Annotated in this window: 11 protein-coding genes; all 11 read left to right on the top strand. The window is 63.8% G+C overall.

The features are described from left to right. Nucleotides 1-8: 8 nt before the first annotated feature. The 11 genes from hisG to AC1C2O_RS02940 all read left to right on the top strand — a co-directional run bounded on the left by hisG (nt 9) and on the right by AC1C2O_RS02940 (nt 12,847). Nucleotides 9-848 carry an ATP phosphoribosyltransferase gene (gene hisG, locus AC1C2O_RS02890; protein ID WP_495428943.1) on the top strand — a complete coding sequence of 280 codons (840 nt, stop codon included), beginning with the start codon at nt 9-11 and terminating at the stop codon, nt 846-848. Further along, complete coding sequence (gene hisF, locus AC1C2O_RS02895; protein WP_495428945.1) at nt 848-1,609, top strand: imidazole glycerol phosphate synthase subunit HisF; 762 nt, start codon at nt 848-850, stop codon at nt 1,607-1,609. Before hisG ends, hisF begins: the two co-directional genes overlap by 1 nt. Continuing rightward, entirely contained in the window at nt 1,606-1,989 is a 384-nt protein-coding gene (gene hisI, locus AC1C2O_RS02900) for a phosphoribosyl-AMP cyclohydrolase (protein ID WP_495428947.1), read from the top strand. Before hisF ends, hisI begins: the two co-directional genes overlap by 4 nt. Nucleotides 1,990-2,021: 32 nt before the next feature. Beyond that, the gene (locus AC1C2O_RS02905) at nt 2,022-2,576 is read left to right on the top strand and encodes a Trp biosynthesis-associated membrane protein (protein WP_495428949.1); all 555 of its coding nucleotides are present in this window, start codon (nt 2,022-2,024) and stop codon (nt 2,574-2,576) included. A gap of 47 nt (nt 2,577-2,623) precedes the next feature. After that, nucleotides 2,624-2,869 (top strand): HGxxPAAW family protein, encoded by a 246-nt coding sequence (locus AC1C2O_RS02910; protein WP_495428951.1) that lies wholly within the window; start codon nt 2,624-2,626, stop codon nt 2,867-2,869. After that, a complete protein-coding gene (trpC, locus tag AC1C2O_RS02915; protein WP_495428953.1) occupies nt 2,869-3,645 on the top strand; it encodes an indole-3-glycerol phosphate synthase TrpC in 777 nt (258 codons plus the stop codon). The genes AC1C2O_RS02910 and trpC overlap by 1 nt, the downstream gene beginning before the upstream one ends. Before the next feature lie 2 nt (nt 3,646-3,647). Then, nucleotides 3,648-4,886 (top strand): tryptophan synthase subunit beta, encoded by a 1,239-nt coding sequence (gene trpB / locus AC1C2O_RS02920; protein WP_495428954.1) that lies wholly within the window; start codon nt 3,648-3,650, stop codon nt 4,884-4,886. Then, nucleotides 4,883-5,686 (top strand): tryptophan synthase subunit alpha, encoded by an 804-nt coding sequence (gene trpA, locus AC1C2O_RS02925; protein ID WP_495428955.1) that lies wholly within the window; start codon nt 4,883-4,885, stop codon nt 5,684-5,686. Before trpB ends, trpA begins: the two co-directional genes overlap by 4 nt. Nucleotides 5,687-5,696: 10 nt before the next feature. Continuing rightward, nucleotides 5,697-6,719: a prolipoprotein diacylglyceryl transferase gene (gene lgt / locus AC1C2O_RS02930; RefSeq protein ID WP_495428956.1), complete on the top strand. Its 1,023-nt coding sequence runs from the start codon at nt 5,697-5,699 to the stop codon at nt 6,717-6,719. Nucleotides 6,720-6,864: 145 nt separating this feature from the next. Further along, nucleotides 6,865-11,388 (top strand): glutamate synthase large subunit, encoded by a 4,524-nt coding sequence (gene gltB / locus AC1C2O_RS02935; RefSeq protein WP_495431657.1) that lies wholly within the window; start codon nt 6,865-6,867, stop codon nt 11,386-11,388. Further along, nucleotides 11,381-12,847 (top strand): glutamate synthase subunit beta, encoded by a 1,467-nt coding sequence (locus AC1C2O_RS02940; protein ID WP_495428957.1) that lies wholly within the window; start codon nt 11,381-11,383, stop codon nt 12,845-12,847. The genes gltB and AC1C2O_RS02940 overlap by 8 nt, the downstream gene beginning before the upstream one ends. Nucleotides 12,848-12,849 lie beyond the last annotated feature (2 nt).

The following is a 12,849-nucleotide window of genomic DNA, read 5'->3' on the forward strand; positions in this document are numbered from 1 at the left end:
AGTTCCCCATGCTTCGTATTGCTGTTCCAAACAAGGGCTCGCTCGCCGAGACCGCTGCCGAGATGCTCGCTGAGGCCGGTTACTCCGGTCGTCGAGACTCCAAGACCCTGCACGTCGTTGACGCGCCGAACGACGTCGAGTTCTTCTTCCTTCGTCCACGCGACATCGCCACATATGTGGAATCCGGCGCGCTTGATGTCGGAATCACCGGGCGCGACCTCCTGCGCGATGTTCCCCAGCAGGCACGTGAGATTCAGGCGCTCGGCTTCGCCCACTCCACGTTCCGCTTTGCCGCCCCTGCCGGAAAGTTCTCCTCGATCGAGGATCTGGCTGGCGTCCGCATCGCATCCGCTTACCCCGGCCTCGTCGACGCATTCCTGCGTGAGCACGGCGTCGAAGCGACTCTTGTGCCGCTCGACGGCGCGGTCGAATCAGCCGTTCAACTCGGCGTCGCCGACGCAATCGCAGATGTCGTCGAGACCGGGACCACGCTCCGCCAGGCCGGTCTGGAGATCTTCGGCCCCGTCATCATCGAATCCGAGGCAGTGCTCATCAGCCGGCCAGGCGATGCCGAGGGCACCGACAGGCTGCTGCGGCGCCTGCGCGGAGTGATCGTCGCGCGTCGTTATGTGCTGCTTGATTACGATCTTCCTGCCGAACTGCTCGACCAGGCCGCTGCGATCGCCTCCGGCCGAGAGTCGCCGACCATCTCGCCGCTGCAGGATCCGAAGTGGATCGCCGTCCGCGTGATGCTGCCGCGCAAGGGAATCAACCAGGTGATGGACGACCTCTACGCGCTCGGCGCTCGGGCGCTGCTGGTCACCGCCATCCACGCTGCGAGGCTCTGATGACGCTCACCAGTCGCGTCATCCCATGCCTTGATGTCGCCGCTGGCCGCGTCGTCAAGGGCGTGAACTTCGAGAACCTGCGCGATATGGGTGACCCTGTCGAACTGGCGGCGCACTATGCCGCGCAGGGTGCCGATGAGATCACTTTCCTTGACGTCACCGCCACGGTCGATGACCGCGCCACTACTTACGATGTCGTGCAGCGCACGGCAGAGCAGGTGTTCGTACCGCTCACCGTCGGAGGCGGCGTACGCAGCGCGGACGATGTCGCACGCCTGCAGGGCGTCGGTGCAGACAAGGTCGGAGTGAACTCCGCAGCGATCGCGCGTCCCGACCTGATCGGCGAGATCGCTGACCGCTTCGGTGCACAGGTTCTCGTACTCTCACTGGATATCAAGCGCGCACCCACGACGCCGTCCGGCTTCGTGGTGACCACGCACGGCGGACGCACCGCGACCACGCTGGACGCACTCGATTGGGCACGCGAAGCGATCGAACGCGGCGCCGGAGAGCTTCTCGTGAACTCGATTGACGCCGACGGTACTCGAGATGGTTTCGACCTGGAACTGGTGCGTCTCATTCGTGAAGTGTCATCAGTGCCGGTGATCGCCTCGGGCGGCGCAGGTGCGGTCACCGACTTCGCGCCAGCGATCAAAGCAGGAGCCGATGCCGTGCTCGCCGCGAGTGTGTTCCACTCCGGTGCGCTGACGGTGGGGGATGTGAAGGACGCCATGCGCGCCGAAGGGATTTTGGTTCGATGAGCGATCTCGAAACTCGCATCGCACAGGTCGACTGGAACGCCGATGGGCTTGTTCCGGCAATCGTGCAGCAGTGGGACACCCATGAGGTGCTGATGCTCGCATGGCTGGATGCTGAGGCGCTGCGTCGCACGCTGACCAGCGGTCGCGTCACCTACTGGTCTCGCTCACGCCAGGAGTACTGGCGAAAGGGCGACACCTCCGGCAATGTGCAGCACATCCACGAAGCTCGACTCGACTGCGACGGCGATGCCGTTCTGCTGCTCGTCGATCAGCAGGGTCCTGCCTGTCACACCGGCACGCGTACGTGTTTTGATGCAGCCGATCTCGAAGCCGTCGACGGACTGTCTGCGGAGCGGACGGAATCAGGCGGCGCGGAATGAGTTTCGTCCGCAGGGGCCGAAGCATGTCCGTCATGGGGCTTCTGCTCGCAGGCGGAATCGGCATCATTTCCTCCACGCAGACTTGGTTGACGGTCGATCGAGCGGATGCCGGTGAGCCGATTTTCGTGCCGGGAGCGGATGCTATTGCGCTGCTCGCCCCATTGAGCCTCGCCGTGCTCGCGCTCGGCGCCGCACTCGCGATCGTCGGCCTCGTGTTGCGCTACATCTTCGCGGCGCTGGCGCTTGTGACGGGTGGCCTGCTTGCCTGGTGGACTGCCGAGATTCTCATCAGCATGCCTGTTTCCGCGGTCGCACCGACCGTGACCGAGACCACGGGGCTTGCGGGAGGAACAGCGGTCGCTGATCTGATCGAGACGATCACGCCATCGGCTTGGCCTGTGCTCGCACTGATCGGCTGGGTGCTGCTGATTGTGACATCCGTGTTCGTGCTCCTGACGGCGAACCAATGGAAGACCGGTGGCAAGCGCTTTCGCACGGACGCCCCGTCGCATGAGGATGCTGACGGCGCAGTCGACGCGATCGATTCTTGGGATGACCTGTCGCGTGGCACGGACCCCACGCGGTGACCCGGATAGACTGAACATGAAACACCACGACCGCTTCGGAGGAGAACATGACCAACCCCATCGCTGACCCCGGCCACGGACACTCGCCTGCGGCTTGGACCGCCGTGGTGGTCATGCTGTTCGGCTTCACGCTGGGCACCGTGGCGTTCTGCCTTGCGGAGTTCAGCCCGATCTGGACACCCATCCTCTGGGTCTCCGTCGGCATCATCGTCGTTGGTCTGCTGCTCGGCTGGATTTTGGCGAAGGCCGGCTACGGCGTCAACGGATCCAAGTACACGCCGAAGGCCCACTAGTGGTCCTCGCCGACCTGACGGCCGGCGCAGTCGAGGATGCCGAGCGCCGCGAACAGTCGCGTCCGCTCGCAGAGGTCGAGAAGGCCGCTCTCGAGCGCCCCGCGGCCAAGGATGCCCTCGCAGCTCTGGCGCCCGCCGCACGGGTGAAGATCATCGCCGAAGTGAAGCGCGCTAGTCCTTCTCGCGGCGCGCTTGCTGACATTCCCGATCCGGCACACCAGGCTTCGCTGTATGAGCTCGGTGGTGCATCCGCGATCAGCGTGCTGACCGAGGAACGGCGATTCGGCGGCAGCCTCGCGGATCTTGAGGCGGTCACCTCCAGAGTTTCCCTCCCCGTGCTGCGTAAAGATTTCATCGCGACGCCGTACCAAGTGCTCGAGGCTCGGGCCGCCGGAGCAGACCTTGCTCTGCTGATCGTTGCTGGCCTTGAGCCCAAGGTTTTGCACGAGCTGTTCGCGTTGATTACCGAATTGGGCATGACGCCGTTGGTGGAGACGCACTCGGCAGAGGAGCTGGAGGCCGCAATCGACCTCGGAGCTTCTCTCATCGGAGTCAACGCGCGCAACCTGAAGACCCTTGAACTTGATCGTGATCTGTTCGGCCGACTTGTCGATCGGATCCCTGCTGGTGCGGTGAAGATCGCGGAATCCGCCGTCCTTACACCGGCCGATGTCGCGCACTACCGCTCTGCGGGCGCCGATGTCGTTTTGATTGGCGAAGCACTGGTTACCGGTGATCCGGTCGCCACGCTGAAGAGCTTTCTGGAGGTGGGATGAGGATGAGTCTGCGCGATCAGCCGGGGCCGTTCTTCGGCGAATTTGGCGGACGTTACATGCCGGAGTCGCTGATTGCGGCGATCGACGAGCTCACGGTGGCCTATGAGCAGGCCATCGCTGATCCAGAATTCCGTGCTGAACTCGCACGCCTGCTCAGCTCGTATGCCGGGCGCCCGTCTGCGCTCACCGAAGTCAAGCGCTTCGCGGCACATGCCGGCGGAGCACGCGTGTTCCTCAAGCGTGAAGACCTCAATCACACCGGCAGCCACAAGATCAACAATGTCCTCGGCCAGGCGCTGCTCACCCAGCGCCTCGGCAAGACCCGAGTGATCGCCGAGACCGGCGCCGGTCAGCATGGCGTCGCCACCGCGACGGCTGCTGCGCTGTTCGGCTTGGACTGCACCATCTACATGGGCGAGGTCGACACCGAGCGTCAAGCGTTGAACGTCGCGCGCATGCGACTGCTGGGCGCCGAGGTGATTTCGGTCACCACAGGCTCACGCACCCTGAAGGACGCGATCAACGAGGCGTACCGTGACTGGGTTGCCTCGGTAGAGACGACCAACTACATCTTCGGAACCGCGGCCGGTCCGCATCCGTTCCCCGCGATGGTGCGCGACTTCCAGAAGATCATCGGCGAAGAGGCCCGTCAGCAACTGCTCGACGAGACCGGCCGCCTGCCGGATGTTGTCGTGGCATGCGTGGGCGGTGGCTCCAACGCGATCGGCATGTTCGATGCCTTCCTCGACGACGCAGAGGTCAAGCTCTACGGTGTGGAGGCAGCTGGCGACGGCGTCGACACAAACAAGCACGCAGCATCCATCGAACGCGGACGCCCCGGCGTACTGCATGGTGCGAGAACCTACGTGCTGCAGGACGAAGATGGCCAGACCGTCGAGTCGCACTCAATCTCTGCCGGCCTCGACTATCCCGGCGTGGGTCCCGAACACTCCTGGCTCGCTGACATCGGTCGGGCAGAGTACATTCCTGCCACCGATGACGAGGCCATGCAGGCGTTGCGACTACTGACCCGCACCGAGGGAATCATTCCCGCCATCGAGTCAGCCCACGCCCTGGCGGGTGCGCTGCGCATCGGTCAGGAGCTCGGGCCGGATGCCCTCATCGCAGTGTGTCTGTCTGGCCGCGGCGACAAAGACATGGACACCGCGGCACGTTACTTCGAGCTGTATGACAAGCCAGCTGCAGACGCGCCGGCCGCGGATGAGGAGACATCGCGATGAGCCGCGTCGAGGCTGCTATTCAGAAGGCACACGATGCGGGCCGCGGTGCCTTCATCGGCTACCTGCCCGTCGGATTCCCAGACCTGGACACCAGCATCCAGGCCGCCATCACTCTTGCCCGCAATGGTGTTGATGTCATCGAACTCGGACCGCCTTACAGCGACCCGGTGATGGATGGTCTGGTCATCCAGGAGGCTACGCAGACGGCTCTCGCCGCAGGTTTCAAAACCCGGGATCTCTTCACGGCGATCAAGGCGATCACGGCTGCGACCGATGTTCCCGTCGTCGTGATGACCTACTGGAACCCTGTGATGCAGTACGGCGTTGATCGCTACGCCGACGATCTGCTCGCCGCCGGTGGCGCGGGTCTCATCACCCCAGACATCACGCCCGAAGCGGCAGGGGAGTGGATCGCAGCCAGCGAGCGCACCGGTCTCGATCGCATTTTCCTCGCCGCACCCACGTCAACCGACGAGCGTCTCGACCTCGTCGTGAAATCGTCCACAGGTTTTATCTACACGGTGTCCACCATGGGCATCACGGGCGAGCGCGCCGAACTCGACCAGGCAGCACGCACCCTCGTCGCGCGACTTCGCGCACACGGCGCGACCCGCGCCTGCGTCGGCATCGGGATCTCCAGCGCCGAGCAGATCGCCAGTATCGTCGACTACGCCGACGGAGCCATTGTCGGAACGGCGCTGGTCCGAGCGCTCCGTGACGGGGGCCTTGACGCTCTCGCCGACGTCACCAAATCCCTTGCTGCTGGCACGTCGTCTGCAGTCACCTCACACGAGAACTAGAATCGCACTCATGTCCCTCGCGCTCCACACCGCCGTCACTGGCGTGCTCACCAGCATCCCGAGTCCTGCGGTCAGCTACATCGACCTCGGCCCTCTGCGGATCCACTTCTACGCGCTCTGCATCATCGCGGGCATCGTTGTGGCCACGTTGATGACAAACCGTCGTCTCACAAAGCGTGGGGCTGAGCCCTGGGTCGTTATCGACATCGCCATTCTTGCGGTGCCGCTCGCGATTATCGGCGCGCGAATCTTCCACGTGCTCACCCACCCGAACTTCTACTTCGGCGAGGGCAAGAACACTTGGAACCCCTTTGAACCCGGCTCTGTCTGGGCGATCTGGGAGGGTGGCATCGCCATCTTCGGCGCGCTTCTCGGTGGCGCAGTCGGTGCGTACCTCGGCTGCAAGTGGACCGGTATCCGGTTCTGGACTTTCGCAGACGCGCTCGCTCCGGGCCTGCTGCTCGCACAGGCGATGGGCCGGTTCGGCAACTGGTTCAACCACGAGCTCTTCGGTCTGCCGACTGACCTGCCGTGGGGCCTCGAGATCGAGTCCGACAACGTCGCATTCCCCCCTGGACTTGCCGAGGGCACGCTCTTTCATCCCACCTTCCTCTATGAAGTCGTCTGGAACGTGCTCGGCGTGCTGTTCCTGCTCTGGATCGGGCGTCGCCTGAACCTCCAGTGGGGCAAGGTCTTCGCCATCTACCTGATCTGGTACAGCGCAGGCCGAATCGTATGGGAGTCGATCCGCATCGACCCCAGTGAGATTATTCTGGGGCTGCGCAGCAACGTGTGGGCAGCGATCATTGGCGTCGTCGTCGGCATTGCGATCCTCATCGTTCAGAGTCGCCGTCACACCGGACGTGAGGCGACACCTTACGCGCCGGGCCGTGCGCGGAAGGATACTGACGCTGTTGTAGAATCGCAGAACAATCTCGATGAATTCGTCGACGTGAGCGAGCCTCCGGTCGACGTCATCGCTGGAGCCACCGCCACAAGCACCGCTCCCACGAGCGAAGACAGCTCCCGATAGAAGCCTCACTCGCCGAGTAAGGAACTCACTGCACTGAACGAGCGGGCCGACGTCGTCCCCGGTGTCACATGATTATCTGAGGACGGTACTCGTGTACTTCCAACCTCCCTACGGCGCATCCGGCGCTTACCCCCCGAAGCAGGGAATGTACAACCCGGCATTCGAAAAGGATGCCTGTGGCCTCGCCATGGTCGCAACGCTCCGCGGTACTGCGGGGCACGACATCATCCAGCTTGCTCTGCAAGCGCTGCGCAACCTCGAGCACCGAGGCGCTATCGGTTCCGACTCCGGAACGGGCGACGGTGCAGGCATCCTCACTCAGATGCCAGACGACTTCCTCCGCGAAGTCACCGACTTCGGTCTTCCCGCTGCTGGCGAATACGCCGCCGGGCTCGCCTTCCTGCCGCTGCAGGCAGGGGAGCGTCGTGCCCAGAAGGCAGGCGTTGAGAAGATCGCACGCGAAGAGGGCCTGACGGTTCTTGGTTGGCGAGTGGTCCCCACCGCGAATCAGAATCTCGGCAAGCTCGCCGATGAGGCTCGGCCCGCGTTCGAACAGCTTTTCGTGGCATCCCCTGAAGCGTCAGGCGACAGCGCACGTCTCTCCGGTATCGCGTTGGATCGTGTGGCGTACAGGCTGCGCAAGCGCGCGGGCCACGAGGTCGGCGCATACTTCGTTTCGCTCTCGAGTCGCACGCTCGGCTACAAAGGCATGGTCACCACGCTCCAGCTGGAGCCGTTCTACCCTGATCTGCAGGACGAGCGCTTCACCTCCGAGCTCGCCGTCGTGCACTCCCGGTACTCCACCAACACCTTCCCGTCGTGGCCGCTGGCGCAGCCGCTACGGATGCTGGCTCACAACGGCGAGATCAACACCGTCGGTGGCAACCGCAACTGGATGCGGGCCCGTCAGTCACAGCTCGAGTCCGAGTTGCTCGGCGATGTGCGCCCACTGTTGCCGATCTGCACGCCAGGGGCGAGCGATTCCGCATCCTTCGATGAAGTTCTCGAACTGTTGACGCTTACCGGTCGCAGCCTGCCGCACGCGATCATGATGATGGTGCCTGAAGCCTACGAGAAGCAGGCCGACATTTCGCCCGAGCTTCGCTCCTTCTACGAGTACCACTCCAACCACATGGAGCCGTGGGACGGCCCTGCCGCCCTCATCTTCACCGACGGCGCGCTCGTCGGCGCCACTCTCGACCGCAATGGGCTGCGCCCCGGTCGGTGGACCGAGACCACCGATGGTCTGGTCGTCATCGGTTCGGAGACCGGCGTGCTGGAGTTTGACGCCGAGCGAATCAAGCGTCGTGGACGGCTGCAGCCAGGCAAGATGTTCCTCGTCGACACCGAGGCCGGCCGCATCGTTGAAGACGATGAGATCAAGCAGGACCTCGCCACCATGCACCCGTGGCAGGACTGGCTCGACGAAGGCGCCGTCCGCCTCGCCGATCTGCCTGAACGCGAGCACATCGTGCATCCGCCTGCATCCATCACCCGCCGTCAGCGCACCTTCGGCTACACCGAGGAAGAAGTGCGCATTCTGCTCATGCCTATGGGGCAGAACGGTGCCGAACCACTCGGCGCCATGGGCTCTGACACTCCGATCGCCGTCCTAAGCAAGCGTCCGCGCATGCTGTTCGACTACTTCACGCAGCAGTTCGCGCAGGTGACGAACCCGCCCCTGGACTCGATCCGTGAAGAGGTCGTCACAAGCCTCAAGCTCGGTCTGGGACCAGAGCGGAACCTGCTCAGCTGGGGGCCGGAGCACACCCGCACGGTGACGCTCGACTTCCCGGTCATCGACAATGATGAGCTGGCCAAGATCCGTCACATCGATAAGGCGCTTTCTGATCGATCCACCGTCACGATCAGTGGGCTCTACCACTTCGATGCCGGTGACCACACCATGCAGGAGCGCCTGGATGAGATGTGCGGGGAGGTTGACGAGGCGATCGCGAACGGCGCGGAGTTCATCATCCTCTCGGATCGAGACTCCAACAAAGACCTGGTGCCGATCCCATCGCTGCTTATGGTTTCGGCGATTCACCATCATCTGATCCGTCGTGAGAACCGCATGAAGGTCGGGCTCATCGTCGAGGCAGGCGATGTACGCGAGGTCCACCACGTGGCCACGCTCATCGGTTACGGCGCCTCCGCAGTGAACCCGTATCTCGCCATGGAGACGGTGGAGCACCTGGTGCGTACCGGGTTCATCACCGGAATCACGCCAGAGACGGCCGTCCGCAACCTGATCTACGCGCTCGGCAAGGGCGTGTTGAAGATCATGTCGAAGATGGGGATCTCGACCGTGTCGTCGTACGCCGGTGCACAGGTGTTCGAGGCCGTGGGCCTCAGCCAGACGCTCATCGACGCGTACTTCACCGGCACTGAGAGCAAGCTCGGCGGCATCGGCATCGAAGAGGTGTTCGCGGAGAACCAGGCGCGTCACGACTACGCCTACCCAGAGGATGCCGCGGCACGTGCCCACGAGCGTCTGTGGACCGGCGGCGAGTACCAGTGGCGCCGTGATAGTGCACCGCACTTGTTCAACCCGGAGACGGTGTTCAAGCTGCAGCACTCGACGCGCAACCGTCGCTATGACATCTTCCGCGAGTACACCAAGCTTGTGGACGATCAGGCGGCCGAACTGAAGACGCTGCGCGGGCTGTTCAAGTTCCGCACGCAGGGGCGCCCGGCCGTGCCGCTTGACGAAGTCGAGTCAGTCAGCGCGATTGTGAAGCGTTTCTCCACCGGGGCAATGAGTTACGGCTCGATCTCCCGTGAAGCGCACGAGACACTGGCGATCGCGATGAACCGCATCGGTGGCAAGTCGAACACGGGTGAGGGCGGGGAGGATGTTGACCGTCTACTGGATCCCGAGCGTCGCAGCTCGATCAAGCAGGTGGCATCCGGTCGTTTCGGAGTGACGAGTCTCTACCTGACGCAGGCGGATGACATTCAGATCAAGCTTGCGCAGGGTGCCAAGCCCGGTGAGGGCGGCCAGCTACCACCGACCAAGGTGTACCCCTGGATCGCGCGCACACGGCATGCCACCGCAGGTGTCGGACTCATCTCGCCGCCGCCGCACCACGACATCTATTCGATTGAAGACCTCAAGCAGCTCATCTTCGATCTGAAGCGCGCCAACCCGGAGGCTCGCATTCACACCAAACTGGTGAGCCAGTCTGGCATCGGCGCAGTCTCTGCCGGTGTCGCGAAGGCTCTCAGCGATGTCATCCTGGTGTCCGGACATGACGGGGGAACGGGCGCGAGCCCGCTGAACTCGCTCAAGCATGCGGGAACGCCGTGGGAGCTCGGACTTGCTGAGACGCAACAGACGCTCATGCTCAACGGCATGCGCGACCGCGTGGTCGTGCAGGTCGACGGCCAGCTCAAGACTGGCCGTGACGTGATCATCGGTGCACTGCTCGGCGCGGAAGAATTCGGATTCGCCACGGCTCCGCTCGTCGTCAGCGGATGCATCATGATGCGCGTGTGCCACCTTGACACCTGTCCAGTCGGCGTCGCAACGCAGAACCCTGCGCTGCGCGAGCGCTTCACCGGGAAGCCTGAGTTCGTCGTCAACTTCATGGAGTTCATCGCGGAAGAGGTGCGCGAGATTCTCGCGGAGCTCGGGTTCCGCTCGCTGGACGAGATCATCGGCCGTGCCGACCTCATCGAGGCAAACGCCGCGATCGAGCATTGGAAGGCTGACGGTCTCGACCTGTCGCCTGTGCTCGAAGGCCCGGTGTTCCCCTCATCTGAGCCTCGTCGCAGCGCACGCGCGCAGGAGCATGAGCTCGACAAGCACTTCGATGTGCAGCTGATCGAGATGGCACAGGAGTCGCTGACCGACGGGGCACCCACCGTCATCGAACTGCCGATCCGCAACACGGAGCGCGCTGTGGGAACCATGCTCGGCCACGAGGTTACCGTTCGCTTCGGCGCCGATGGCCTTGCTCGCGGGACGATCGATGTGACGCTGCACGGGACGGCAGGGCAATCTCTCGGGGCGTTCATGCCGTCAGGGATCTCTCTGCGGCTTGAGGGCGACGCCAATGACTACGTCGGCAAGGGGCTGTCCGGTGGCGACATCGTTGTTCGTCCCTCTCGCGGCGCGCGTATCGCGCCCCACGAGAACGTGATCGCTGGCAACGTCATCGGTTATGGTGCGACATCGGGCTCGATGTTCATCTCTGGTGTCGTCGGCGAACGATTCCTCGTGCGCAACTCCGGGGCCACCGCCGTTGTCGAAGGCGTCGGAGACCATGCCCTGGAGTACATGACGGGTGGTCTCGCGGTGATTCTCGGAAAGACCGGCCGAAACCTCGGTGCCGGGATGTCAGGCGGCGTCGCATATGTGCACGCGTTGTCGACTGAGAAGGTCAACCAGCAGTCCCGCGAGAGCGGTGAGCTACGGCTGGAAACCCTGGATCGCGCTGATCTCGAGGTGCTGCGCAGCCTGCTCATCGAGCATGCCGAGCGCACCGATTCTCCTTTGGCTAGTCGAATGCTGGAGAACTTCGAGACCGTGGCATCCGAGTTCGTAAAGGTGCTGCCGCGTGATTTCGCGGCCGTACAGACAATGCGTCAGGAGGCGGAGGCAGCCGGCATCGACCCGGATGGCGACGTCATCTGGAGCCGGATCCTGGAGGTGACCGGTGGCTGATCCCAAGGGCTTTCTGAAGGTGACGGAGCGGGAGCTGCCCGCTCGCCGTCCCGTTCCCGTTCGCATCATGGACTGGAAAGAGGTCTATGAGCCGGGCGACAAAGCAGTGCTGCGCCGTCAAGCCGGCCGCTGCATGGATTGTGGCGTTCCGTTCTGCCACTCCGGCTGCCCGCTCGGCAACCTCATCCCTGAGTGGAACGATCTGACCTGGCGCGGTGAGGATCGCTCAGCGATCGAGCGCCTGCATGCGACGAACAACTTCCCGGAGTTCACCGGTCGGCTGTGCCCGGCGCCGTGCGAGAGCGCCTGCGTGCTGGGCATCAACCAGCCCGCAGTGACGATCAAGCAGGTCGAGGTCTCGATCATCGACGAGGCGTTCACGAAGGGCTGGGTCGAAGCGCAGCCACCTGAGCGACTGACGGGGAAGACCGTAGCCGTTGTCGGCTCCGGACCCGCAGGTCTCGCCGCGGCTCAGCAACTCACCCGTGCAGGCCACACGGTTGCCGTGTTCGAGCGCGATGACCGCATCGGCGGACTCCTGCGCTACGGCATCCCGGACTTCAAGATGGAGAAGAGCCACATGGAGTTGCGGCTCCGTCAGATGCAGGAGGAAGGCACGCGTTTTCGTGCTGGAGTCGAGATTGGCAAGGACATCAGTTGGGCCGATCTGCGCGCGCGGTACGACGCCGTTGTGATCGCAACTGGCTCCACCGTGCCGCGCGACCTGGCAATCCCTGGTCGCGATCTTGACGGCGTGCACTTCGCGATGGAGTACCTCGTCGAGTCGAACCACGCTGTTGCCGGTGATGCTGTGCACAACCAGATCACTGCTGAAGGCAAGCACGTGATCGTCATCGGTGGTGGAGACACAGGCGCCGACTGCATCGGTACCGCACACCGCCAGGGCGCTCTGAGTGTGACCAACCTCGCGATCGGCACGCAGCCTGGTGCCGATCGGCCCGAGCATCAGCCCTGGCCGATGATGCCGACGCTGTTCGAGGTGTCGTCCGCGCATGAGGAGGGCGGAGAGCGTCACTATCTGGCATCCACCGTTGAATTCCTCCCCAACAACGCGGGTGAGGTGCGCGCGCTGCGGGTCGCCGAGACCGAGTACGTGGACGGACGCCGTGTGCCCAAGAGCGGCACTGAGCGAGAGATCCCAGCCGATTTGATTCTGATCGCAATGGGCTTCACCGGGCCGGAGCAGGACGGCTTCACGGCGGAAACGCTCCCGCAGGTGACCGACCGTGGCGCATTCCAGCGCGACGATGCATACGAGTCGACCATTTCGGGAGTTTTCGTCGCGGGTGACGCCGGGCGCGGACAATCGCTGATCGTGTGGGCGATCGCGGAGGGCCGTGCGGCCGCGGCGAGCGTCGACCGTTTCCTGATGGGGGAGTCGGTGCTTCCTGCACCGGTTCGTCCCAATGATGTCGCGATCGGCCTGCAGCCCGCGTAGGC

This window comes from Microbacterium sp. Y355, from assembly GCF_059445345.1.